This is a genomic window from Mycobacterium paragordonae, assembly GCF_003614435.1.
Classification (GTDB): Bacteria; Actinomycetota; Actinomycetes; order Mycobacteriales; family Mycobacteriaceae; genus Mycobacterium; species Mycobacterium paragordonae.
Genome location: NZ_CP025546.1, coordinates 2,774,690 through 2,798,110 on the forward strand (window position 1 = coordinate 2,774,690; position 23,421 = coordinate 2,798,110).

Sequence of the window (23,421 nt, forward strand, 5' to 3'; positions counted from 1 at the left end):
GCGAGTGGAACCTGGCTGTGGAAACCGCGCCCACGACAGCTGCCTGGTTCCTCTCGCGCGCCCGCCGCCAGAAAGCCCCAATTTCGGCCGCAACGCGTCAAGGCGCTAGGTTGTCGGGGTGACTGACACGGCCACCGAGACCACGAGCGAGGCCGCCACCGAGGGCGGCAAACCCCCATTCGTATCCCGATCGGTGCTGGTCACCGGCGGGAACCGGGGCATCGGGCTGGCGATCGCACAGCGACTGGCCGCCGACGGCCACAAGGTTGCCGTCACCCACCGCGGATCCGGGGCGCCGGAGGGGCTGTTCGCCGTCGAGTGTGACGTCACCGACAACGACGCCGTCGACCGCGCCTTCAAAGAGATCGAGGAGCATCAGGGTCCGGTTGAGGTGCTGGTGTCCAACGCCGGCCTCTCCGCGGACGCGTTTCTCATCCGGATGACCGAAGAGCGGTTCGAGAAGGTCATCGACGCCAACCTCACCGGGGCGTTCCGGGTTACCCAACGAGCCGCGCGCAGCATGCAGCGTAAGAAGTTCGGCCGGCTGATCTACATCGGTTCGGTCTCCGGCAGCTGGGGTATCGGCAACCAGGCCAATTACGCCGCCTCCAAGGCCGGTGTGATCGGCATGGCCCGCTCGATCGCGCGGGAGCTGTCCAAAGTGAACGTGACCGCGAACGTGGTCGCCCCGGGGTACATCGACACCGATATGACCCGAGCGCTGGACGAACGGATCCAGGAGGGGGCGCTGCAATTCATCCCGGCCAAGCGGGTCGGCACCGCCGCCGAGGTCGCCGGCGTGGTGAGCTTCCTGGCGTCGGAGGACGCGAGTTACATCTCGGGTGCGGTCATTCCGGTTGACGGCGGCATGGGCATGGGCCACTAAGAGCAAGGCCACTAAGAGCAAGAGGGGACGAAACAATGGCAGGACTGCTCGAAGGCAAACGGATCCTGGTGTCCGGGATCATCACCGACTCATCGATCGCGTTCCACATCGCCAAAGTCGCTCAGGAGCAGGGCGCTTCGCTGGTGCTGACGGGATTCGACCGGCTGCGGCTGATCCAGCGGATCGTGGACCGGCTTCCGGAGAAGGCCCCGCTGATCGAGCTCGACGTGCAGAACCAGGAGCACCTGGACAGCCTGGCCGGCCGGGTGACCGAGGTCATCGGGGAGGGCAACAAGCTCGACGGCGTCGTGCACTCGATCGGCTTCATGCCGCAGAGTGGGATGGGCATCAACCCGTTCTTCGACGCGCCCTACGAGGACGTGTCCAAGGGCATCCACATCTCGGCGTACTCATACGCCTCGTTGGCAAAAGCGTTGCTGCCGATCATGAATCCCGGTGGCGGCATCGTCGGCATGGACTTCGACCCGACCCGCGCGATGCCGGCCTATAACTGGATGACGGTCGCCAAGAGCGCGCTGGAGTCGGTGAACCGGTTCGTCGCCCGTGAGGCCGGCAAGTACGGGGTGCGCTCCAACCTCGTTGCGGCAGGGCCGATCCGGACGCTGGCGATGGCCGCGATCGTCGGCGGCGCGCTGGGTGACGAGGCCGGTGCCCAGATCCAGTTGCTCGAAGAGGGCTGGGACCAGCGCGCGCCGATCGGCTGGAACATGAAGGACCCCACGCCGGTCGCCAAGACGGTCTGCGCGCTGTTGTCCGAATGGCTGCCGGCGACCACCGGTGACATCATCTACGCCGACGGCGGCGCCCACACCCAATTGCTCTGACGCACAATGGAATTCGATGCGGTCCTGCTGCTGTCGTTCGGCGGGCCGGAAGGGCCTGAACAGGTCCGGCCGTTCCTGGAGAACGTCACTCGCGGCAGGAACGTGCCGCCGGAACGGCTCGATGACGTCGCCGAGCACTACCTGCATTTCGGCGGTGTGTCACCGATCAACGGGATCAACCGCGCGCTGATAGCCGAGTTGCAGCAGCAGCAGGAACTGCCGGTGTACTTCGGCAACCGGAACTGGGCGCCGTTCGTTGAGGACACCGTTGCGGCCATGCGCGACAACGGTATCCGTCGCGCAGCCACCTTCACCACATCGGCGTGGAGCGGCTATTCCAGCTGCACTCAGTACGTTGAGGACATCGCCCGGGCCCGGGCGGCGGCAGGTTCCGGGGCGCCGGAGCTGGTCAAGCTGCGCACCTATTTCGATCACCCGCTCTTCATCGAGATGTTCGCCGAGGCGGTCACCGCGGCCGCCACGACGGTGCCGCCGGACGCGCGCCTGGTCTTCACCGCCCATTCGATACCCATCGGCGCCGATCAGCGCTGTGGGCCGAATCTCTACAGCCGCCAAGTCGCCTATGCCGCAAGGCTTGTCGCTACCGCCGCCGGCTACGCCGAACACGATCTGGTGTGGCAGTCACGCTCGGGCCCGCCGCAGGTGCCCTGGCTGGAGCCCGATGTCGGCGATCATCTTTCGGCTCTGGCCGGCGCCGGCACCGAAGCCGTCATCGTCTGTCCCATCGGCTTTGTCGCCGACCACATCGAGGTGGTCTGGGATCTGGACCATGAGTTGCGGCTGCAGGCTGACGAACTGGGCATCGCGCTCGCCCGCGCCGGCACACCCAACGCCGACCCTCGATTCGCCCGGCTGGCAATCGATTTGATCGACGAACTCCGCGACGGTCGTGAGCCGGCGCGGATGGCCGGGCCCGGTCCGGTACCGGGGTGCCTGGGCAGCGTCGACGGGGCTCCGTGCCGTCCACCGCATTGCGCGGCCGGCTAGTCCGTCCAGGCCGAATGCAGGATTGCGTCGACGGCCGCCATGCGGGCCGACCGCACCACGGCGGTCAGCGGCCGCAACGCATCCGTCGCGATCTGACCTTCTGACGACGATTGGGTGCCAACCAGTTCCGGTGCGGCGGTCATGCGGTCGGGCAGCCGGCTGAGTCCGGCGCTGACGGCGATGATCGCGTCGACATGTGCCGCGTTCTCCAGCACGCGTAGCGCACGGGTCGGCGCATGGTCGGGAACCCGGTGCTGGCGTTGCGATTCCAGTAACTGCTCGACCAGGCCGCGCGGATTGTCCACGCCGCTGGATGATCCCAGTCCCATCACGCTCAGGGCGTCGGCGGCCGACCGCACCGCGGACCGCAGCTCGTATTCGGCGCCGCCGAGATCGTGGTAGTCGAAGGCCGGAGGGCCGGGCAGTGAATACACCATCCATGTGAGCGCACATAATTCGGGCTCACCGGACTCGTCGCTGTCCTCGATGTCGCTATACGTGAAATCCGGTACCAGGCCGATTGCGGTGCTCGGGTCGGTCGGATGGCTGATGATCACGGCTTCACCGGCGGCCAGCGCATCGGTCGCGAACTGTGTCCCGGCAAACAGTCCACGCACGTCGCCGGGTACCGGCAGGACTACGTTGATGGTGCCGCGCAGGGAGGCCGTCGAGCGGCCAACCGCGCCACGCAGCGTCTGCAGCAGACAAACCGTACCGGCGTCGTTCACATCGGGCCACGGCAGACCGGTGTGGCCCGCGGCGACCGCATCATACGCGGCTACCGATTGCCTTGGCGCCCAAAGTGATAACGCGTCCAGGACGTCGTCGGGCGCGGCCTTGCCGGCGAGCCAGGCGTTGGCCCACATGGACAGCGAAACACTCGGGCACCACATGATCTCGCAGTGTAGTAGTTCGCCGCCATGGAGGTGGATCACGCGTATTCTGTGCCCATGCCCGCCGCGCTGATCTGGTTGATCGCAGCACTGCTGCTCGCCGGCGCCGAGGCGCTCACCGGAGACATGTTCCTGCTGATGCTGGGCGGCGGCGCGCTGGCCGCAGCGGGTGCCAGCTGGTTGACCGACTGGCCGGTGTGGGCCGACGGACTGGTATTTCTCATTGTGTCCGTGCTGCTGCTTTCGGTGGTGCGCCCCACCTTGCGGCGGCGGCTGCTGCCCGCAAAGGCTCCGGCCATCGGCATCAAGGCTCTCGAGGGCAAGAGCGCGATAGTGCTGGACCGAGTGGCTCGCGACGAAGGCCAAGTGAAGCTGGACGGTCAGATATGGACGGCGCGCCCGCTCAACGAGGGTGACGTCTACGAACCCGGTCAGTCGGTGACCGTCGTCAAGATCGACGGGGCCACCGCGGTGGTGTTTCAAAGTATGTAGGGCTTTCGAGAAAGGGAATCCCGGTGGAAGGTGCGGTAGCTGGTTTGGTTTTGCTGGCCGTCTTGGTGATCTTCGCGATCATCGTGGTGGCCAAGTCGGTCGCGTTGATTCCGCAGGCCGAGGCCGCGGTCATCGAACGACTGGGTCGTTACAGCCGCACTGTCAGCGGTCAGCTGACCCTGCTGGTGCCGTTCATCGACCGCGTCCGCGCCCGGGTGGACCTGCGTGAGCGCGTTGTGTCCTTCCCGCCGCAGCCGGTCATCACCGAAGACAACCTGACCCTCAACATCGACACCGTCGTCTACTTCCAGGTCACCGTGCCGCAGGCGGCGGTCTACGAGATCAGCAACTACATCGTCGGTGTCGAGCAGTTGACCACCACGACGCTGCGCAACGTGGTCGGCGGCATGACCCTCGAGCAGACCCTGACTTCCCGCGACCAGATCAACGCGCAGCTGCGCGGCGTGCTCGACGAGGCGACCGGCCGGTGGGGTCTGCGGGTGGCGCGGGTGGAGTTGCGCAGCATCGACCCGCCGCCGTCGATCCAGGCTTCCATGGAGAAGCAGATGAAGGCCGACCGGGAAAAGCGCGCCATGATCCTCACGGCCGAGGGCACCCGACAGGCGGCGATCATGCAGGCGGAGGGGCAGAAAGCGTCCCAGATCCTGGCCGCTGAGGGCGCCAAGCAGGCGGCGATCCTGTCCGCTGAAGCCGATCGCCAGTCCAGGGTGCTGCGCGCTCAGGGCGAGCGGGCCGCAGCGTATCTGCGGGCCCAGGGTCAGGCCAAGGCCATCGAGAAGACGTTCGCCGCGATCAAAGCCGGCCGGCCCACGCCCGAGATGTTGGCCTACCAGTACCTGCAGACGCTGCCGGAGATGGCACGCGGGGACGCCAACAAGGTGTGGGTGGTGCCCAGTGATTTCAACGCGGCGCTGCAGGGCTTCACCCGCCTGCTCGGCAAGCCCGGTGAGGACGGGGTGTTCCGGTTCGAGCCGTCCCCGGTTGACGAGCAGCCCAGACATGCCGCCGACGCCGACGACGCCGAGGTCGCGGACTGGTTCTCCACCGAAACCGACCCGACGGTCGCGCAGGCGGTGGCGAAGGCGGAGGCGATAGCCAACAAGCCGGTGGACCGCCCGCTGGGGGCGCCCCCGGAGCTGCGTCAATAGGATTGCTGGATGAGCACTCTGACTTCCCCGAAAACCTATGCGGCGCTGGCAACTTTTCATGCCGTCGACGCGGTAGCGTGCGCCGTCCAGGTGCCCCCGATCAAGAAGGTGCTGGACACCGTCGAAGTTCCGGAGAACGTCCGACCCGTCCTACCGGTGGTCAAAGCCGCTGCCGCGGTGGGGCTGGCGTCGGTCACCCGGTTCCCGGGCCTGGCCAGGCTGACCACGGCGATGCTCACCGTCTATTTCGTGCTGGCCGTCGGTGCTCACGTGCGGGTGCGGGACAAGGTGAGCAATGCGCTCCCGGCGGTGGTGTTCCTCGCATTGTTCGCGGCGATGACCGCAAAGGGGCCCCAGGACAATTAGTCCAGCCGCAGCTCGACCATCGGCAAAGGTGCGCCGGCGTCGGTGATGGGCGCGCCGAGCGTTTCCTCGAGCACGTGCCTGAACTTCTCCCACGCTCGCGGGTGGCGGTCCCGGTAAGCCGTCAACACCCGGTCGACCTCCTGCTGGCTGAGGATCCGCGCGGCAGCCGGTGCCGGCGCGTGGCTGCCGACGTAGACCCGTACCCGAGGATTCGCCTCAATGTTGCGGAACCACTGGGCTTTTCGGCCGAATCCGGACGGGACGACGTAGCTGCCGGGTGCGGGATGGTCGACCACTTCCAACACCACGTAGCGGGGCCGGCCTGACTTGCGACCGATGTGCTCGAGCATCAGTGTCCGGGATCCGAAGAGCGCTCCGGCTCGTGCCCGGTAGATCCAGATCGGTGCGCGAACCAGGCGGCGGGAGCGCAACAGTCGTGCCCCGGTCCGGGCAAACGCGTGAGATGGCATTGGTACCTCCCCTCTTATCGAGGGTGCCACGCGCGCTCGCGGCGGAAGGGAAGGCCGGGGGCTCAGCCCCCGTGGCGAGGGTGCGCAGATGTACGGCGACACGCCGTTGGACGTGGCATTCTGCGCACCCTCGCGCGCGACTAGGGGCTTACCGCGGCGCAGCCGGGGACGGGCTCGGGCTGGCCGACGGGGGTGCCGGCACCTGACCCGGTCCGGGCGGCTGTTGCCCACCCGGGCCGCCCGGTCCCATCATCGGCGGCGGGCCGCCGGGGAAGGGCGGCCGCATGCCGGGGCCGCCCGGCCCGAGCGGCGGAGCCATGCCCAACGGGCCTTTTGGCCCGGCCATCGGACCACCGGCACCGCCCGGTCCGCCCGGCCCACCCGGTGGCGGGAAACCGAAATGGGACGAGCCGACCGGACCGAAGCCCGGTCCCGGCGGCGGCGGAGGCCCGAAGCCGAACGCCATGATCAGAAACGCGGCACCCGCGGTGAAGAAGGCACCGAAAAGCCCGCCGAGAAGCCCGGCGCCGAGTACCACGCGGGTGGAAAAGCGGCGCTTCTCTGCCACTACCGGCGCAACCGGTGCAACGGGCGCGGCCGGTGCCGCGGCCGCGGCGGGGACGGCGGCTGACGGGTCAGTCGTCGTAGTGTCGTCGGAGGTCATGCGACTCCTCACGTCGTTGGATGATTGGTACTCGCGACGGTAGAAGCCGAACTTGAAGTGGATCTGAAGAAATCAGGGCGGCCCGGGTGGTCCGGGCAGTGGCGGCCGGCTGGGCAGCAGACTGCCCGGCGCCGATGTCGGGGCGACGCTGGACCCTGCCGTTGGCGGGGTCGGCGGCGGGGTTGGCACAGCAGACGAGAACTGCGGATAGGGCGGCGGGGGTAGTTCGACGCGGACCGTGAACACCAGCCCGGTCACCGTGAACGCGGCTGCCGCGCCGAGTGCGACGCCGGCGATCCCGGCCCCTACTAGCGCGCCGGTGGAATACCTCCGGGAGGGTGCTGTGGTGTTGGTGGGGTCCGAAGTCATAGGTGGATTGTGCGCCGTCAACGGGAAATGCGGCCCGAAATTCGCGGGGATGTCGAGGTCACGACTAAGAATGGGGGCATGACGGACAGCCGGGCGGCGGCGGACCAGTTCAGCGTCGGCACTCCGCGCGTGCTGGTGGTCGAGGATTCCGAAACCATCCGCGAGATGGTCGGCGAAGCATTGGCCGATGCCGGGTATCACACCGACACCCGTTGTGACGGAACAGGATTGGAAGAGACGCTGGCAGGTCTGCGGCCCGATCTGGTGGTGCTAGACGTCATGCTGCCGGGCCGGGACGGGTTCGAACTCATCGACGTGGTCCGCGAGTACGGCGACGTCGGAATCGTGTTGATCACCGCCCGCGACGGGCTGCCGGACCGGTTGCGTGGCCTCGACGGCGGCGCCGACGACTACGTGGTCAAACCCTTCGAACTTGCTGAGTTGGTGTCACGGGTGGGCGCGGTGCTGCGGCGACGGGGTCGACTGCCCAAGGTGGTGCAGTTCGGCGATGTGATTCTCGACGCCGACGCCGGGGTGGCGGCACGCGACGGACACCCGCTGGACCTGACCGCCACCGAGTTGCGGTTGCTGGAGTTTTTGGTCGAGCAGCGCGGCCGGATCGTCAGTGCCAACCAGATCCTGAACGCGGTCTGGGGTTACGACGCCTACGACGCCAACCTGGTACAGGTACACGTCAGTAGCCTGCGGCGCAAGCTCGAAACCCATGGGCCCCGGATTCTGCAGACCGTCCGCGGCATCGGATACCGCCTACAGCCGCGGCGATCATGACCAACGACCCCACTACCGCCACCCCGTCCCTGCAGCGCCGGGTGGTGCTGCTGGTGGTGGCACTGCTCGCCGTTCTGCTGGCGGTGCTCGGCGTGACCATCGACGTCACCCTGGGGATGCAGGCCCGACGGAATCTGCACGACCGCCTGCTCGCCGCCACGTCACGGGCCGACGCGCTGGTCGCCGCCAACACGCCGCCCGATCTGCTGGCCGCGCAGCTCAACGGTGGCAGCGTCCGGGCGCTGGTGGTGCTGGCCGACGGCGCCAAGTATGGCGACCCGGGCATCAGCCCCGACATCAAAGCCGGTTCGGTGATGCCGCCGCCGGGCCTACCGCCTCCACCCGGCCCGATGCCGATGCCTCCCACGGGGCCGAATCCGGGCCCGCCACTCATGCCTCCGCCACCACCGCCCGGGCCCCCGCCCGACGGCACGGCCACGGTGGTGGTGCACCCGTTGCCCGACGGCGCCCGGCTGATCCTGGTCGCGGACACCACCCAGACAACCCAGGTGACCCGACAGCTGCGGCAACTGATGTTCGGGGCCGGATTGGCGACGCTGGTCATAGCGGCGCTGCTGCTGATCGCCGTCAGCAAGGCGGCGCTAAGGCCACTGGACCGGCTGACCACCCTGGCCAAGGACATCGCCACCGGTGATCGTGGCCGACGGCTGCATCCGTCCCGGGCCGACACCGAATTAGGCCGCGCCGCAGACGCTTTCGACGCGATGCTGGACGCCCTCGAGGATTCGGAGCTACGGGCGCAGCAGGCCGCCGAAACCGCACAGCGGGCCGAAGCCGCGACCCGTCAGTTTCTGGTCGACGCGGCACACGAGCTGCGCACCCCGATCGCGGGCATGCAAGCGGCCGCAGAGCAGCTCGCCGCCCACGAAAGCGATGCGACGGCCAGTGCGCAATACCGGCGGGCCAGCCTGCTGCAGTCCGATGCCCGGCGGGCCGGACGACTCGTCGCCGACATGCTGGACCTGAGCCGCATCGACGCGGGCCTGCCGTTGGACGTCCATGACACGGATCTGGCCGCCATCGCGGACGCCGAGGCGCAGCGGGCCGCGATGCTGGCGCCACAGCTGTCCATCGAGCGGACCGGCCTGGAAACGCTGACCGTCCAGGCCGACCCGACCCGCGTCGCACAGATCCTGTCCAACCTGCTGGACAACGCCCGCCGGCACACCCCCGCCGACGGCGCCATCACCATCGAGGTCACCGCGGACACTGCGGCGGCGCAGGTGACCGTCACCGACACCGGCCCGGGCGTCCCCGACGACGAGCGTTACCGCATCTTCGAGCGGCTGGTGCGCCTGGATGCGGGGCGCGCCCGCGATCACGGCGGGGCCGGGCTGGGACTCCCGATTGCACGCGCGCTGGCCCGTGCGCACGGTGGCGACCTGGTGTGTCTGCCGCACGACGGCGGCGCGCAGTTCCAGTTGAGTCTGCCGCTGGGCTGACGTCAGCCCGGGTCCACGCCGAGATTTCAGTGACGGCTGTGCATCAGGCCAAAAACACAACCGTGATGGCAATTTCGCCGTCAGGGAAGAGGGCCGCGTCAGCCCGTCAACACCGTCAGGCCCCATTGATCCAGCCACGGCCGCACCAGTTCGGCGACGGAAAACGTTGCCGGACGCGAACATCCGGGATTCGGATCGTTGGCCCGCCCGCCGCGGATGTGTATCCCCACCGCCGCCGCGCCGTCCGGTTGAATGAGGTAGACGGGCCCGCCCGAGTCGCCGCACTGGCTGGCCGCCAGGAAAACCACCTTGCTCTCGGTGACTTCGGTGACCTGACCGCACTCGACCCGGCCCGTCTTCATCCCGAACTTGCACAGCTGCTCACCGACCTGCACCTCACCAGCCACCCGGGCGACCGGCATCGCCCCCGCGATGGACGCGGTCCGGGGGATGGTGTCGGAGTCGAGCGTGATCAGACCCATGTCGTGGGCCTCGCCGCGGGTACCCTCGCTGACGGTCTGGGTGAACGTCCCCACGCTCTGGTACGGACCGCCGCCGGCATTCATGCTCACCCGGCTGGCTTCGCCCGGCTTGTTGCAGTGACCGGCGGTGAGCACTCCGGTTTCGCCGCTGGTGCTGCGCACCAGAAACCCTGCGGTACAGGCCATTCCGCCGGTGCCATCGGCGAAGGTGACAGCGACGGCGGTCCCGGGACCGATCGTGGGTAACGGCGGCAGGTCGACGAAGGGCTGCGCGGTGGGTTTCCTGACTCCGGGCATGAAGATGGCGGCCACAAACGCTGCCGCGCTCAGCAGCGCGACAAACGACAATCGCCAGCTGTAGGCGCGAGACTGTCCGCGCGCCAGCAAGGGCCAGGACGCCACCACCAGCGACACCAACGCGCCGGCGAGCAGCGCGAGCGTGCGCAGGAACTGCGCCTGTGACATCAGAAACGACCCTGCGCGGCCAGCCCAGCCGTCAGGGCGTCACCACCGGTTCGTGCTCCGGCTCGGAGGCAGACACCGGCTCCGCCGGATGCCGGTGGTGCTGCCGGTACTTGTGGATCTCGTAACCGAGTCCGCACAACCCGAGCGCTCCAGTGCACACCGAGACCAGGACCATCAACGGGTTGGCGTCGCCGGCGAACGCGTTGCCAAGGATCACCACGGCCGCGGTTCCGGGCAGCAGACCGGCCACCGTTGACCACATGTAGGGCATCACCCGCACGGCCGAGGCGCCGGCGGCGTAGTTGATCGCCGAGAACGGCACGACAGGAATGAACCGTAGCGACAGAATGGCCAGCCAACCCCGCTCGCGCAATCGCTGATCGAGCCGGCCGATCGTGCGACTGCGCACCAGGCGGTTCAGCCGCCAGCCGGTCGCGCGGACCAGCAGTGTCGCCAGAACCGCGCTGGCGGTGCTGGCGGTCACCGCGATGATCACGCCGATCACCGGTCCGAACAGCAGGCCGGCTGCCAGCGTAAACGCGGTGCGGGGAAAGGGCGGCACGGTGACGACGGTGTGCACCAGCCAGAACACCAGCGGGAACCACGGCCCGAGGGATCGGGCCCAGTCGCGCATTTCTATGGCCGTGGGCAGCGGAACGAGCAGCGCCACCGCCACCAGGACTGTGATTCCCACCACGGTTGCGATCAGCCGCGGCACCGACGCCTGGCGCGCGGCCGTGACCAGAGCCATGGCGATGCCGCGCACCGTATCGGTGGTTTTGCTGATCGCGGCGGTCGTCACGGCTTTCAAGGGTACGGGGCGAAAATGAATATCGAGTTTCCCGGGGCTGGCGATTCGTCGCGGTGGGGTTCCGCTCGGTGGCACCTCGATTCCTAGATTTTGGTGCCGATCAATTAGCCTTGTTAGCTAAGCGACAAGCCGGAAGTGAGCCGAAGCAAGACTGCCTATTGCTGCGGAAACAGGAGCAAATCGGTGTCCATTGACGTACCCGAACTCGCCGACCTAGAACAGGTTCGCGGGCGCTGGCGCAGTGCGGTTGCCGGTGTATTGGCCAAGAGCGCCCGGATCGATCCCGCCGAGCTGGGCGACCACCCTGAGCAACGCCTGGACACCCCGACCTATGACGGGTTTGTCATCCGGCCGCTGTACACCGCATTCGACGAGCTGCCCGAACCGCCCCTGCCGGGACAGTGGCCGTTCGTGCGCGGGGGTGACCCGTCGCGCGACGTCAAGTCCGGCTGGAAGGTCGCCGAGGCGTTTCCGTTGCCCGGGGTGTCCGTAGGGGAGGCCAACGGCGCGCTGCTGGCCGCGCTCGGCGAGGGCGTCAGCGGGCTGCTGCTGCGGGTGGGGGAGTCCGGCGTGGCGCCCGACCAGCTGGCGGCGCTGCTCGAAGGCGTTTACCTGAGCATGGCTCCGGTCATCATCGACGCCGGAGCTGACTACGCCGCGGCCGCAGACGCCATGTTGGCGCTGGTTGATCAGGTGGAAGACGACCAGCGGGGACTGGTGTCGGTAGATCTGGGTGCCGACCCGCTGACCGCGACGCTGAGTGAGCGCAATGCGCCGACGCTGGACGACGTCGTCGCCGTCGCGAAACGTGCCGCCGACAGCCGGGGCGTGCGCGCCGTCACCGTCGACGGACCCGCCTTCCACAACCTGGGCGCCACCGCCGCCTGGGAACTGGGCGCGACGGTCGCCGCAGCGGTGGCCTACCTGCGTGCGCTCACCGAGGCCGGGCTGCCGGTGCAACAGGCGCTGCGCCAGATCAGCTTCCGGCTCGCCGCCGACGACGACCAGTTCATGACGTTGGCCAAGATGCGCGCCGTGCGCCGGCTGTGGGCGCGGGTCGCCGAGGTGGCCGGCGATCCCGACGGCGGCGCGGCCGTCGTGCACGCCGAGACGTCGTTGCCCATGATGACCCAGCGGGACCCCTGGGTGAACATGCTGCGCTGCACGCTGGCGGCCTTTGGCGCCGGTGTGGGCGGCGCCGACACCGTGCTGGTCTACGCGTTCGACGTGTCCATCCCCGGCGGCTGGCCGGGCACGGCCACCAGCTTCGCGCGCCGCATCGCCCGCAACACCCAGCTGCTGCTGCTGGAAGAGTCGCATGTCGGACGGGTGCTGGACCCGGCCGGCGGGTCGTGGTTCGTCGAGGACCTCACCAAGCAGCTGTCCGAGCGGGCCTGGGAACATTTCCAGTCCATCGAGTCGCACGGTGGGCTCATCGACGCCCACGACTTTCTGACCGACGAGATCGGTTCGCTGGCCGCGCGGCGCGCCGATGACATCGCGCATCGCCGCATCGCGATCACCGGCGTCAACGAATTCCCGAACCTCGGCGAAGCTCCACTGCCACAAGGTGATTCGCTCGGCAGGGCCGGTCACGTGCTTCGTTATGCGGCCGAGTTCGAGGCACTGCGGGACCGCTCGGACGCCTATCTCGCCGAGCATGACAAGCGGCCGCAAGTGTTGCTGCTGCCGCTGGGCCCGCTGGCCGAACACAACATCCGCACCACCTTCGCCGCAAATCTGTTGGCGTCCGGCGGGATTGAGGCGATCAACCCCGGCACCGTCGACGCCGCCTCCGTCGCGCAGGCCGCCCTGGCGGCGGGATCACCGAAGGCGGCGGTCATCTGCGGCACCGACAAGCGCTACCCCGACGAGGTGTCCGGCGTGGTGCGGGCCGCGCGGGATGCCGGCGTCGAACGGGTGTACCTGGCCGGCCCGGAGAAGGCGGTCGGCGACGCCGAACACCGGCCCGACGAGTACCTGACCGCCAAAATTAATGCAGTCGAAGCGCTTTCGAATCTGCTCACCAGGTTGGGGGCATAGCAGTGACGGCCACAGTTCCTTCCATCGGAAGCTTCGCCGACGTCCCGCTCGACAGCGAGAAGGCTCTACCGAAGCCCACCGAGGACGCGGTCGAAGAGCACATCGCCGCCGCGGCGAAAGCGCACTGGTACACCCCGGACCAGCTGCAGTGGCAGACACCCGAGGGTATCGACGTCAAGCCGGTGTACATCGCCGAAGACCGGACCGCGGCCGGCGAAGAAGGCTATCCGCTCAACACATTCCCGGGCGAGGTGCCGTTCCTGCGCGGGCCGTACCCGACGATGTACGTCAACCAACCCTGGACCATCCGGCAGTACGCGGGGTTCTCCACCGCCGCGGAATCCAACGCCTTCTACCGCCGCAATCTGGCTGCCGGCCAGAAAGGTTTGTCGGTGGCCTTCGACCTGGCCACCCACCGCGGCTACGACTCCGACCATCCCCGTGTGCAGGGCGATGTCGGAATGGCTGGTGTGGCAATCGATTCCATACTCGACATGCGACAGCTCTTCGACGGCATCGACCTGTCCTCGGTGTCGGTGTCGATGACGATGAACGGTGCCGTGCTGCCGATCCTGGCGCTGTACGTGGTGGCGGCCGAGGAGCAGGGGGTGCCCCCGGAGAAGTTGGCCGGCACCATCCAGAACGACATCCTCAAAGAGTTCATGGTCCGCAACACCTACATCTATCCGCCCAAGCCGTCGATGCGGATCATCTCCGACATCTTCGCCTACACCAGCGCCAAGATGCCGAAGTTCAACTCCATCTCGATCTCCGGATACCACATCCAAGAGGCCGGTGCCACAGCGGATTTGGAGCTGGCCTACACCCTGGCCGACGGTGTCGAGTACATCAAGGCGGGCCTGGATGCCGGCCTGGACATCGACAAGTTCGCGCCCCGTCTCTCCTTCTTCTGGGGCATCGGGATGAACTTCTTCATGGAGGTCGCCAAGCTGCGCGCCGGCCGGCTGCTGTGGAGCGAGCTGGTGGCCAACTTCGAGCCGAAGAGCTCCAAATCGCTGTCGCTGCGTACTCATTCGCAGACCTCGGGCTGGTCGCTGACCGCCCAGGATGTGTTCAACAACGTCGCCCGCACCTGCATCGAGGCGATGGCCGCGACCCAGGGCCACACCCAGTCGTTGCACACCAACGCACTCGACGAGGCGCTGGCGCTGCCGACCGATTTCTCCGCCCGCATCGCCCGCAACACCCAGTTGGTACTGCAGCAGGAATCCGGCACTATTCGGCCGATCGACCCGTGGGCGGGTTCGTACTACGTGGAGTGGCTCACTCACCAACTGGCGCAGAAGGCCCGTGCGCACATCGAGGAGGTCGCCGAGCACGGCGGCATGGCGCAGGCGATCAGTGAAGGTATCCCGAAACTGCGCATCGAGGAGGCGGCCGCCCGTACCCAGGCCCGCATCGACTCCGGCCAGCAGCCGGTGATCGGGGTCAACAAGTACCAGGTGGTCGAGGACCAAGAGATCGAGGTGCTCAAGGTCGAGAACAGCCGGGTGCGTGCGGAGCAGTTGGCCAAACTCGACCAGCTGCGAGCCGACCGGGACGCGCAGGCCGTCGAGGCGGCGCTGGCCGAGCTGAGCCGCGCGGCCGCCGCGCAGGGTCCCGCCGGTACGGACGGGCTGGGCAACAACCTGATGGCGTTGGCGATCAATGCGGCCCGCGCCAAGGCGACGGTGGGGGAGATCTCCGACGCCCTGGAGAAGGTCTACGGACGTCACCAGGCTGAGATCCGCACCATCGCCGGCGTCTACCGTGACGAGGTGGGAACAGCCCCCAACATTGCCAAAGCCACCGAACTCGTCGAGAAATTTGCCGAGGCCGACGGCCGCCGCCCCCGCATCCTGATCGCCAAGATGGGCCAGGACGGACACGACCGCGGCCAGAAGGTGATCGCGACGGCGTTCGCCGACATCGGGTTCGACGTCGACGTCGGCTCGCTGTTCTCCACCCCGGAGGAAGTCGCCCGGCAGGCCGCCGACAACGACGTGCACGTCGTCGGAGTGTCCTCGCTGGCCGCGGGTCACCTCACGCTGGTGCCGGCGTTGCGCGATGCATTGGCCGAGGTGGGACGCCCGGACATCATGATCGTGGTCGGCGGGGTCATCCCGCCGGGCGACTTCGACGAGCTGTACCAGGCCGGGGCCGCCGCAATCTATCCGCCGGGGACGGTTATCGCCGACTCCGCGATCGGCTTGCTGCAGAAGCTGGCCGACCGGCTGGGATATGACCTGGATTAGTGTTCGCGTGCTTGATGTTCACTCTGCGCTGACGGTGCAGGCCACTCGGACAATGTCGCCAAGAGCGCAGAGTCAACCCCTCAGGGCCCGGGCATGAGCGTCGAGGAACTGGCCGAGGCGATCCGCAGCGGCGACCGCGCGGCGCTGCCGCGCGCCATCACCATGCTCGAGTCCACCCGCGCCGACCATCGCGAGCGGTCCCAGCGGTTGCTGCTGGCCCTGCTCCCGGATGCCGGCAACGCTCACCGGGTAGGCATCACCGGGGTGCCGGGAGTGGGCAAGTCCACCACCATCGAAGCCCTGGGCATGCACCTGATCGAGCAGGGCCACAAGGTGGCGGTGCTGGCCGTCGACCCGTCGTCGACGCGCACCGGGGGGTCGATTCTCGGCGACAAGACCCGGATGGCGCGCCTGTCGACGCACCCTGACGCCTACATCCGGCCGTCTCCGACGTCCGGAACCCTGGGCGGGGTAGCAAAGGCCACCCGGGAAACCGTTGTCCTGTTGGAGGCGGCGGGTTTTGACGTGATACTGATCGAAACCGTCGGTGTCGGACAGTCCGAGGTGGCGGTGGCGAACATGGTCGACACGTTCGTGCTGCTCACCCTGGCGCGCGCCGGGGATCAGTTGCAGGGCATCAAGAAAGGCGTGCTGGAGCTCGCCGACATCGTGGTGGTGAACAAGGCCGACGGCGAGCATCTGCGGGAGGCGCGGCTGGCGGCCCGGGAACTCGCCGGTGCGATCCGGTTGATCCATCCTCGCGAATCGCTTTGGCGGCCACCGGTTCTCACGATGAGCGCAGTCGAAGGCACCGGTCTGGCCGAGCTGTGGGAGACCATTCAGAAGCACCGCCAAGTGCTCACCGACGCCGGCCAGTTCGAGGCACGACGACGGGAGCAGCAGGTCGACTGGACCTGGCAGATGGTCCGCGACACGGTGCTGGACCGGGTGATGTCCAATCCCGAGGTCCGCAAGATCCGCCGGGATGTGGAACGTCAGGTGCGTGACGGCGAGCTGACGCCGGCCTTAGCCGCCCAGCAAATACTTGAGATCGCAACGACCTAACGGAAAGGTAAATTTGTCCTTGTTTGCCCGTGGACTCTACGAAAGCAAAGTAAATTTAATCTCGTGACGGTAGACATCGGAGTCGATCGCCGCGCTGTTCCCTCTCACGATGCCCCTGACGCAGGGCATGGTGTGTTCGGTGCCGCGGACTCCCACTTTGGTTGCGTCGTTCGTGCATTCTCGACCATGTTCCCTGGTCACCGCTTCGGCGGCGGGGCGCTGGCGGTCTATCTCGACGGGCAGCCCGTCGTCGACGTGTGGAAGGGCTGGGCCGACCGCGACGGCAAGGTGCCGTGGTCGGCAGACTCCGCGCCGATGGTCTTCTCGGCCACCAAAGGCATGGCCGCCACGGTGATTCACCGCCTGGCCGACCGCGGGCTGATCGACTACGACGCACCGGTCGCCGAGTACTGGCACTCCTTCGGCGCCAACGGCAAGGCGGACATGACCGTTCGCGAGGTCATGAAGCACACCGCCGGACTGTCCGGGCTGCGCGGAGCCACGCAGGAAGAGTTGCTGGACCACGTCCTGATGGAAGAGCGGCTGGCCGCGGCTTCTCCGGGACGGCTGCTGGGCAAACCGGCCTATCACGCACTGACATTCGGGTGGTTGATGTCCGGCCTGGCCCGCGCGGTCACCGGAAAGGACATGCGCGTCCTGTTCCGGGAGGAACTGGCCGAGCCGCTGGGCACCGACGGCTTCCACCTGGGCCGCCCGCCCGCCGGCTCGCCGACCCGCGCGGCGGAGATCATCATGCCGCAGGACATCGCGGCCAACCGGCTGGTGACCTGTGCGGTGCAAAGGGTGGCCAACTCATTCTCCGGTGGGTACCGCTCGATGTACTTCCCGGGCGTCATCGCTGCAGTGCAGGGCAACATGGCCATGCTGGACGCGGAGATGCCCGCGGCCAACGGGGTCGTCACGGCCCGCGCGCTGGCGCGCATGTACGGGGCGATCGCCAACGGCGGAGAGGTCGACGGCACGCAATTCCTGTCGCGGCGGCTGGTAGCCGGGCTGACCGGAGAGAAGGTGGTGCAGCGGGACCGCAACATCTTCGTCCCGATGGCCTTCCACCTGGGCTACCACAGCCTGCCGATCGGCAACGTCATGCCCGGATTCGGTCACGTGGGGTTGGGCGGCTCGGTCGGATGGAACGACCCGGAAACCGGGGTGGCCTTCTCCGTCGTGCACAACCGGTTGCTGACACCGTTCGTGGCGACCGACCACGCCGCGTTCGTCGCGCTCTACAAGATGATCCGGGACGCCGCAGGCAAGGCCCGCAAGCGCGGGTACCGGCCGGTGCACGGGCTGGGCGCGCCATACACGGAGCCGGGTCAGGTCGCGGGCTGAGCTGAGGTCACGCCGCCTCGCGCATTCAACCTCGCCTTACTGGCTGACCCAAGTCTTTTCGTCTGTTGGACCGACCAGCATTTAGTGATCTTCGGCTCATTTCGATACTTGGCAATGAGCTAACGGCCGGAATACGGCACTATGCGCTGGGGGCTTCTTACGACGGACGGCAGATAGACTTTATGAAGCTCGCGCAGGCCTTCAACCCTCGGCAAAACGCATTGAACGCGCTGCGCTTAGGGCTGGCTCTCTCGGTGATCGTTTGGCACTCGTTTCCCCTGTCCGGCCACCACCTACCGTCAGCGGCCTTTCAACAATTCCTGGGATCGGTGGGAGTTGACGGGTTTTTCGCCATTTCGGGGTTCCTGATCACTGCGAGCTGGCTCCGCCACCCACAACTTCGTGACTACTCGCTGGCGCGTGGCTTGCGCATCCTGCCTGGTTTTTATGCGTGCCTGATTCTTACCGCGTTCGTGATCGCGCCTGTCGGGGTGGCGATGCAGGGCGGCTCAGCAAGCAAACTCCTACTGTCCAGCGGCCCGATCCAGTACGTCGTACGGAACGCAGCGGTGACGATGGCGCAGTTCGACGTCGGCGGAACGCCGCACGGGCTGCCAGCACCCGGATGGAACGGGTCGCTGTGGACTCTGGGGTACGAGTTGTACTGCTATATCGGTGTTGCGTGTTTCGGTGTAGTGGGACTACTCGGTCGTCGCTGGCTTCTGCCGTTCCTCGCGATGCTGGCATGGTTGTTGCTGCTGGTGTCGACCGTGCTGGCGGCGTCGTCGGGGGGAAGGGAACCGGCACGCCTGGCGCTGATGTTCCTGGCAGGAGCGCTCATTCACCATTGGCGGCACGTCATTCCCGCCCGATGGTCGCTGGTCGCAATTAGCGTGATCATCGCCATTGCCGCGTCATGGCTGCCGGATTACCGGCTAGTCGCAGCTTTCCCGCTCGCCTATGCCGTGATCGTTTCGGGTTCGCTGATCTACGACGAGCGCTTCCAGCTCACCACGGACCTGTCCTATGGCGTGTACATCTATGCTTTTCCGATCCAGCAACTGCTGATCATTGCGGGAGCAGGCACGTTGAATCCACTGGTGTTCGCGGTGATCGCGACGATCTTGACCCTTCCAATGGCCGCATTGAGCTGGATTCTGATCGAAAAGCCGGCGATGACGCTCAAAACGCGCATGCTGCACAGATGGTCGAAGAATCGGGCCAAAGGCGATCTGAAGATAACCGCCGCCGCTGGGTAACGCTGTCGGCTGGTGTGGCTAGGACGACGAATCTTCCAATCGAAAGCCGACTTTCATGGTCACCTGATAGTGGGCCACGTCTCCGTCTACCAGGTGACCACGAACGGACTCCACCTCGAACCAGTCCAGGTTGCGCATGGTCTGCTTCGCTCGGGTGAGACCGCTTTGGATGGCTGCGTCTATCCCGTCGGGTGAGATACCAACGATCTCAATGACCCGGTAGGTGTGGTTACTCATCGCATCCTTTCGATTCAGGCTCAGGTGTATGGGTCCTTCCGGCTACGTCGGCAGGATGCGGCAACAGTGTGTCGTCGGGAACATCGTTCTTCGGGTTATCGGCGTACCCGATTCCTCGCGCGGCAACCGCGAAGAACAGGCCTATTCCTACTGCAAGTACCCCGGGTCCTAGTGCGAGCACGTTGGGAACCGCAACGGCAGTGGCGCCGGCGACCGCCCCTTTCAGCAGTAGGCGCTTGCGAGCATCCGCATTATCCGCATCGGCTGGCCGGATCTCAGGAGGCAGAATTTCTCTGACATCGGGATTATCGAGAATATGCGCGAGTCGTGGGGGATTGGGGTACGAAATATCCACCAGATCACTCCCAGCTTTCCTATCAAGGTATTTGGCGTCGTGTGTAGACAGATACGCTTTCACGCTATCCATCTGCTGATGCGCTGATTTGTTCCAATCGATGGCGTGCAAAGTGAATCCGTAGTATCCCAAAGCGATTAGCGAAGCGGCAACGGTAAAGAGCCATACTGCGACGCCTTTTGTCGCGTAATTCCTGAATCGAGAGTTAACCGCCACTTGCGCTAGCGTAAAGATTGCGATTAATGCCACGGGGTAAACAGGCAGTAGCAAGTCTATATATCGTCCGCCGACGGCCGTGCCGCGACCGTACGCGACTATCGCAAGTTGGATCGCCACCCACCCGGCAATTCCGACGGCCAGCCAGGACCGGTCACTGGCAGGAGGGCCAATCGTCAGCGTATGCCGGCAATACCAGATCACCGGTACTTGGATAAGGAGCACGCCGATCACGGTGGGTCCGGCAAGCAGGAGAAACCCCTGGATAAAGGACCAGGCAGTGGTCTGCGAACCAGTACTGGCCGACGCTATCCACGCAATCATCACGACGGCGGTCGCGGCCACGACGCCGAGGCCGACATATTCGAGACCGCGTCGACTTCTAACACCCCTGGCTAGTTGCAGGCCAGCGAGTATTGCAGCTGCCAAGATGGTTGCTACGCCAGATGAAAACGCTAAGTAACTGAGAACAGCGGTTGCCAAACCACCGAACCAGCGCGGTGAGAAAGCGGTTGCCGAGGCAAAAAAATGTAAACTCAGGACACCAAATAATAAAGTCAGGTAGAAGTGAAAATTGAATCCCAAAAGCATGTTCTCATAACCAAGCGGTAGCGCGAAGACGGTCGCCGTGAAGCATGCAAACAGGATGCGTCGTCGTGGCGCAACAAGCGGCATCAACAGAGCCGCAATTAATGCAATGAATGCTGTATGCACGAGCGCAGAAAGGATCATCTCCAAGCGTGGATTCCACTCGCCGGCCAACTCCAGGTGCAACAGGGTAAGTAAGCGGGTTAAGAATAGTCGATGCTCATTGTGTGGGGCGAACAGGTCACCGAAAGATAGGGAGCCGTGCAGGTAGGGGGCATACAGGTTCGCGGCCTCCGCATCCCATTGGTCTATTAAGGGCATCGGTGAACCGAGGACTGAGATGAAGATCAGTTTGGCGCCAAAAACGGTGCAGGCTATAGCCAGCAGCAGCGAGGACTTCCTCAAATGTCGCGGCTCGTTTTCTGGCGGGTTACTCTGTTCGACAGCGTTAGTTCTCGCCGAATCGCCTGCCGCTAGGATCGGGCGGGGGTTGACGTCCGGGTCATTCGGCATTGGATCATCACCTGCGGGCATGTGCACGTGTCCCCTCGCTTCTTGCGCTCTTTGGAGGATAAGGCTGCCGATGGCAGCGTGACTTATGGGGGCATCGCCGTAGCTGCCTGGTTCCGATGCTCCGCGCGCCCACAGCGGCCAGCATTGTCGGATGAGATGCTTTCCGGACCGCCTATCGTTGCTGCCCACTCTTCGGGATACGAAAACCGTTGCGGGTGAGAGCACCTCGCTGCCCGCAGCGTCGCCAGGTTGCTAAACAACGGCGGCGCTAGTGCGTGATCTTTCTTGCTGGAGTGTGGTTGGCGTTTGACCCAGCCATCTTTTGGATTATTGACCCGAAGTCGGTGGTCACGCAGTAGTTTGGTTCTGCATGGGCCCTTCGGCAATTGGTCGGCTTGCGCCCTCGTTTGGTAGGCAGACCACGAGGAAGTTCCGGTATGCGTGTGTGTCGCTGGCCTTGGTCAAGTCCAGGGACGTGGTGTACGACGTCGTCGTGTGATTCTTCGTCTTGATGGTTTCAGGCGGTCAGTGCCGCGGGGGTGTCCTCCTGTTCGGTCGGGGTGTCGTTGACGGTGCGTGATTTGCTCAGGACGTCAAGGCCGAGGTAGCGCCGGGATTCGGCCCATTCGTCGTGTTGTTCGGCCAGCACGGCTCCGACGAGGCGGATCAGGGCGTTGCGGTCAGGGAAGATGCCGACGACGTCGGTGCGCCGGCGGATCTCCTTGTTGAGCCGCTCCTGGGGGTTGTTCGACCAGATCTGGCGCCAGATCTGTTTGGGGAACGCGGTGAACGCTAGTAGTTCGGCTCGGGCTGCCTCTAAGTGTTCAGCCGTTTTAGGTAGCTTGTCCTCCAACGCGTCGATGATGCGGTCATATTGTGCAGCAACGGATTCGGCATCTGGTTGATCGAATACCGAATGCAGCAGGGTCTTGACCCACGGCCACGACGCCTTCGGTGTGACAGCCATCAGATTCGTCGTGTAGTGCGTTCTGCAGCGTTGCCATGCCGCACCGGGCAGCGTGGCGCCGATGGCATTGACGAGCCCGGCGTGGGCATCGGAGGTGACCAGTCGGACACCGGATAGGCCGCGAGCGGTCAGCGACCGCAGGAATGTCAACCACCCGGCGCCGTCCTCGGCGGTGGTGACGTCGATGCCCAGGATCTCCCGATACCCATCGGCGTTCACTGCGACGGCGATCAGGGCATGCACGTTGACCACCCGCCCGCCCTCGCGCACCTTGAGGACCAGGGCATCAGCAGCCATGAACGTGTAGGGGCCGGCATCCAACGGCCGGGTACGAAACGCCTCGACCGCGGCGTCAAGTTCTTTGGCCATCACGCTGACTTGGGACTTAGACAAGCTGGTGATGCCCAGAGTTTCAACGAGTTTGTCCATCCGCCGCGTCGAGACGCCCAACAAGTAGCAGGTGGCCACCACCGTGGTCAGGGCCCGCTCAGCACGTTTGCGCCGTTCGAGCAGCCAGTCCGGGAAGTACGAGCCTTGGCGCAGCTTGGGAATCGCCAGCTCCAATGTGCCGGCGCGGGTATCGAACTGGCGGTGCCGATAGCCGTTGCGCTGATTGACACGCTCGCTGCTGCGCTGGCCATAGTCGGCACCGCACACCGCATCGGCTTCAGCCCCCATCAGGGCATGGATGAAGGTGGCCAACAACTCGCGCAGCACGTCGGGGTGGCAGGTAGTGAGTCGTTCGGCCAACACGGCCGGCAGGTCGATATCGTGGGCAGTGGTCATCGCGTCGATTCCTTTGCTCGAGTGACTTTGGACGGTCTCTCGAAGAATCACGCGATGACCTTCATTCATTCGGCTACGACACGCCGGACATCCCGATCAGGCCCGGCTCGTACACCACCCTGCTGGACGCAACCCTGGCCTTTCTGCCCTTCAGTCAAGGGCTGCTTCAACTGCTGGGTGCATGGATCGACGACTACGTCACCGCTTCAGTCCTTGCAGCTTCGATCGCTACGGTGCCAAACTTCCTGGCCAACAGGTGCCTGGTGTGGCGTGTCGCGTCGCGTGATCAGGTGCATCGCCAGGCAGTGGTGTTCTGGCTTGCCGTCATGGCGGGCGTGACCCTGGCTACAGTCTTCACCTACTTCGTGGAGAAGCACGTCGACGGGCAAGTGACACTGGTGCGCGGCGCTGCGGTTCTGTCAGCGCAACTCCTCGGCTTTGGTTTGGTTTGGATCGGTCGCTTCGTCATGCTTGACCGGTGGCTTTTCAAGCACGCGACTCAGAGACTCGCGCGGGACCCCACTCTCCCTAGCGAACTGCCGACTTGACGAGCTCTCGGTTTCCTGAGTTCACACGATGCACGTCGGCAATGCGGCGACCGGAATCCGGTGCGGC

At 65.9% G+C, this 23,421-nt stretch carries 22 protein-coding genes and 1 pseudogene; 14 read left to right on the forward strand and 9 right to left on the reverse strand.

Going from position 1 to position 23,421, the window contains the following annotated elements:
- Nucleotides 1-118: 118 nt before the first annotated feature.
- The 3 genes and pseudogenes from fabG1 to C0J29_RS13005 all read left to right on the forward strand — a co-directional run.
- On the forward strand, nt 119-886 hold the full coding sequence (fabG1, locus tag C0J29_RS12995; RefSeq protein ID WP_065046706.1) for a 3-oxoacyl-ACP reductase FabG1: 768 nt from the start codon (nt 119-121) through the stop codon (nt 884-886).
- 35 nt (nt 887-921) lie between these two features.
- Nucleotides 922-1,731, forward strand: coding sequence for an NADH-dependent enoyl-ACP reductase InhA (inhA, locus tag C0J29_RS13000; protein ID WP_065046704.1), 810 nt, complete (start codon nt 922-924; stop codon nt 1,729-1,731).
- A 6-nt stretch (nt 1,732-1,737) separates the two neighbouring features.
- Nucleotides 1,738-2,761 (forward strand): annotated as a pseudogene (locus tag C0J29_RS13005) (ferrochelatase); the annotation flags it as partial.
- Here the strand turns inward: C0J29_RS13005 and C0J29_RS13010 are convergent.
- Nucleotides 2,736-3,632, reverse strand: a complete 897-nt coding sequence (locus C0J29_RS13010) for a hypothetical protein (RefSeq protein WP_065046793.1) — start codon at nt 3,630-3,632, stop codon at nt 2,736-2,738. The pseudogene C0J29_RS13005 and the gene C0J29_RS13010 sit on opposite strands and share 26 nt — an antisense overlap.
- Nucleotides 3,633-3,689: 57 nt before the next feature.
- Between C0J29_RS13010 and C0J29_RS13015 the strand changes: the two genes are divergently transcribed.
- Genes C0J29_RS13015 through C0J29_RS13025 form a run of 3 tightly spaced genes read left to right on the forward strand, consistent with a single transcriptional unit; the run spans nt 3,690 to nt 5,659 of the window.
- Entirely contained in the window at nt 3,690-4,124 is a 435-nt protein-coding gene (locus C0J29_RS13015; protein WP_065046700.1) for an NfeD family protein, read from the forward strand.
- A 23-nt stretch (nt 4,125-4,147) separates the two neighbouring features.
- Nucleotides 4,148-5,293: an SPFH domain-containing protein gene (locus C0J29_RS13020; RefSeq protein ID WP_065046698.1), complete on the forward strand. Its 1,146-nt coding sequence runs from the start codon at nt 4,148-4,150 to the stop codon at nt 5,291-5,293.
- A gap of 9 nt (nt 5,294-5,302) precedes the next feature.
- Nucleotides 5,303-5,659, forward strand: coding sequence for a DoxX family protein (locus C0J29_RS13025; protein ID WP_120792556.1), 357 nt, complete (start codon nt 5,303-5,305; stop codon nt 5,657-5,659).
- Here C0J29_RS13025 and C0J29_RS13030 read toward each other — a convergent pair.
- The 3 genes from C0J29_RS13030 to C0J29_RS32800 all read right to left on the reverse strand — a co-directional run bounded on the left by C0J29_RS13030 (nt 5,656) and on the right by C0J29_RS32800 (nt 7,162).
- Entirely contained in the window at nt 5,656-6,129 is a 474-nt protein-coding gene (locus C0J29_RS13030; protein WP_120792557.1) for a nitroreductase family deazaflavin-dependent oxidoreductase, read from the reverse strand. The two genes, C0J29_RS13025 and C0J29_RS13030, sit on opposite strands and share 4 nt — an antisense overlap.
- Nucleotides 6,130-6,277: 148 nt before the next feature.
- Complete coding sequence (locus C0J29_RS13035) at nt 6,278-6,793, reverse strand: hypothetical protein (protein WP_120792558.1); 516 nt, start codon at nt 6,791-6,793, stop codon at nt 6,278-6,280.
- A 72-nt stretch (nt 6,794-6,865) separates the two neighbouring features.
- Nucleotides 6,866-7,162: a hypothetical protein gene (locus C0J29_RS32800; RefSeq protein ID WP_162951446.1), complete on the reverse strand. Its 297-nt coding sequence runs from the start codon at nt 7,160-7,162 to the stop codon at nt 6,866-6,868.
- 78 nt (nt 7,163-7,240) lie between these two features.
- Between C0J29_RS32800 and C0J29_RS13040 the strand changes: the two genes are divergently transcribed.
- Nucleotides 7,241-7,951 carry a response regulator transcription factor gene (locus tag C0J29_RS13040; protein ID WP_120792559.1) on the forward strand — a complete coding sequence of 237 codons (711 nt, stop codon included), beginning with the start codon at nt 7,241-7,243 and terminating at the stop codon, nt 7,949-7,951.
- Complete coding sequence (locus C0J29_RS13045) at nt 7,948-9,414, forward strand: sensor histidine kinase (protein WP_120792560.1); 1,467 nt, start codon at nt 7,948-7,950, stop codon at nt 9,412-9,414. The genes C0J29_RS13040 and C0J29_RS13045 overlap by 4 nt, the downstream gene beginning before the upstream one ends.
- Nucleotides 9,415-9,512: 98 nt before the next feature.
- On the opposite strand, the gene C0J29_RS13050 is transcribed toward C0J29_RS13045, so the two are convergent.
- Nucleotides 9,513-10,361 (reverse strand): S1 family peptidase, encoded by an 849-nt coding sequence (locus C0J29_RS13050; RefSeq protein ID WP_120792561.1) that lies wholly within the window; start codon nt 10,359-10,361, stop codon nt 9,513-9,515.
- Nucleotides 10,362-10,392: 31 nt separating this feature from the next.
- Entirely contained in the window at nt 10,393-11,163 is a 771-nt protein-coding gene (locus C0J29_RS13055; protein ID WP_120792562.1) for a TVP38/TMEM64 family protein, read from the reverse strand.
- A 192-nt stretch (nt 11,164-11,355) separates the two neighbouring features.
- Here C0J29_RS13055 and mutA point away from each other — a divergent pair, with 192 nt between their 5' ends.
- From mutA to C0J29_RS13080, 5 genes are all read left to right on the forward strand, one after another.
- A complete protein-coding gene (gene mutA, locus C0J29_RS13060) occupies nt 11,356-13,215 on the forward strand; it encodes a methylmalonyl-CoA mutase small subunit (RefSeq protein ID WP_120792563.1) in 1,860 nt (619 codons plus the stop codon).
- Nucleotides 13,216-13,217: 2 nt separating this feature from the next.
- Nucleotides 13,218-15,470 carry a methylmalonyl-CoA mutase gene (gene scpA, locus C0J29_RS13065; protein WP_120792564.1) on the forward strand — a complete coding sequence of 751 codons (2,253 nt, stop codon included), beginning with the start codon at nt 13,218-13,220 and terminating at the stop codon, nt 15,468-15,470.
- A 93-nt stretch (nt 15,471-15,563) separates the two neighbouring features.
- A complete protein-coding gene (gene meaB, locus C0J29_RS13070) occupies nt 15,564-16,535 on the forward strand; it encodes a methylmalonyl Co-A mutase-associated GTPase MeaB (protein ID WP_120792565.1) in 972 nt (323 codons plus the stop codon).
- 63 nt (nt 16,536-16,598) lie between these two features.
- A complete protein-coding gene (gene lipL / locus C0J29_RS13075) occupies nt 16,599-17,885 on the forward strand; it encodes an esterase/beta-lactamase LipL (RefSeq protein ID WP_065046679.1) in 1,287 nt (428 codons plus the stop codon).
- 182 nt (nt 17,886-18,067) lie between these two features.
- Nucleotides 18,068-19,144 (forward strand): acyltransferase family protein, encoded by a 1,077-nt coding sequence (locus tag C0J29_RS13080; RefSeq protein WP_120792566.1) that lies wholly within the window; start codon nt 18,068-18,070, stop codon nt 19,142-19,144.
- Nucleotides 19,145-19,162: 18 nt separating this feature from the next.
- Here C0J29_RS13080 and C0J29_RS13085 read toward each other — a convergent pair whose 3' ends face one another.
- The 3 genes from C0J29_RS13085 to C0J29_RS13090 form a co-directional block, all read right to left on the reverse strand.
- Nucleotides 19,163-19,381: a dodecin gene (locus C0J29_RS13085; protein ID WP_120792567.1), complete on the reverse strand. Its 219-nt coding sequence runs from the start codon at nt 19,379-19,381 to the stop codon at nt 19,163-19,165.
- Complete coding sequence (locus C0J29_RS32805) at nt 19,374-20,945, reverse strand: hypothetical protein (protein ID WP_162951447.1); 1,572 nt, start codon at nt 20,943-20,945, stop codon at nt 19,374-19,376. The genes C0J29_RS13085 and C0J29_RS32805 overlap by 8 nt, the downstream gene beginning before the upstream one ends.
- 625 nt (nt 20,946-21,570) lie before the next feature.
- The gene (locus C0J29_RS13090; protein ID WP_120791242.1) at nt 21,571-22,806 is read right to left on the reverse strand and encodes an IS256 family transposase; all 1,236 of its coding nucleotides are present in this window, start codon (nt 22,804-22,806) and stop codon (nt 21,571-21,573) included.
- Between the two features lie 185 nt (nt 22,807-22,991).
- Here C0J29_RS13090 and C0J29_RS13095 point away from each other — a divergent pair, with 185 nt between their 5' ends.
- Nucleotides 22,992-23,354 carry a GtrA family protein gene (locus C0J29_RS13095; protein WP_277950742.1) on the forward strand — a complete coding sequence of 121 codons (363 nt, stop codon included), beginning with the start codon at nt 22,992-22,994 and terminating at the stop codon, nt 23,352-23,354.
- Nucleotides 23,355-23,421 lie beyond the last annotated feature (67 nt).

Bases quoted from the DNA above. Each gene is read 5' to 3' on its own strand.
- inhA (WP_065046704.1), top strand. From the start codon at position 922: ATGGCAGGACTGCTCGAAGGCAAACGGATCCTGGTGTCCGGGATCATC.
- C0J29_RS13010 (WP_065046793.1), bottom strand. From the start codon at position 3,632: ATGTGGTGCCCGAGTGTTTCGCTGTCCATGTGGGCCAACGCCTGGCTC.
- C0J29_RS13015 (WP_065046700.1), top strand. From the start codon at position 3,690: ATGCCCGCCGCGCTGATCTGGTTGATCGCAGCACTGCTGCTCGCCGGC.
- C0J29_RS13025 (WP_120792556.1), top strand. From the start codon at position 5,303: ATGAGCACTCTGACTTCCCCGAAAACCTATGCGGCGCTGGCAACTTTT.
- C0J29_RS13030 (WP_120792557.1), bottom strand. From the start codon at position 6,129: ATGCCATCTCACGCGTTTGCCCGGACCGGGGCACGACTGTTGCGCTCC.
- C0J29_RS13035 (WP_120792558.1), bottom strand. From the start codon at position 6,793: ATGACCTCCGACGACACTACGACGACTGACCCGTCAGCCGCCGTCCCC.
- C0J29_RS32800 (WP_162951446.1), bottom strand. From the start codon at position 7,162: ATGACTTCGGACCCCACCAACACCACAGCACCCTCCCGGAGGTATTCC.
- C0J29_RS13040 (WP_120792559.1), top strand. From the start codon at position 7,241: ATGACGGACAGCCGGGCGGCGGCGGACCAGTTCAGCGTCGGCACTCCG.
- C0J29_RS13045 (WP_120792560.1), top strand. From the start codon at position 7,948: ATGACCAACGACCCCACTACCGCCACCCCGTCCCTGCAGCGCCGGGTG.
- C0J29_RS13050 (WP_120792561.1), bottom strand. From the start codon at position 10,361: ATGTCACAGGCGCAGTTCCTGCGCACGCTCGCGCTGCTCGCCGGCGCG.
- meaB (WP_120792565.1), top strand. From the start codon at position 15,564: ATGAGCGTCGAGGAACTGGCCGAGGCGATCCGCAGCGGCGACCGCGCG.
- C0J29_RS13080 (WP_120792566.1), top strand. From the start codon at position 18,068: ATGAAGCTCGCGCAGGCCTTCAACCCTCGGCAAAACGCATTGAACGCG.
- C0J29_RS13085 (WP_120792567.1), bottom strand. From the start codon at position 19,381: ATGAGTAACCACACCTACCGGGTCATTGAGATCGTTGGTATCTCACCC.
- C0J29_RS13090 (WP_120791242.1), bottom strand. From the start codon at position 22,806: ATGACCACTGCCCACGATATCGACCTGCCGGCCGTGTTGGCCGAACGA.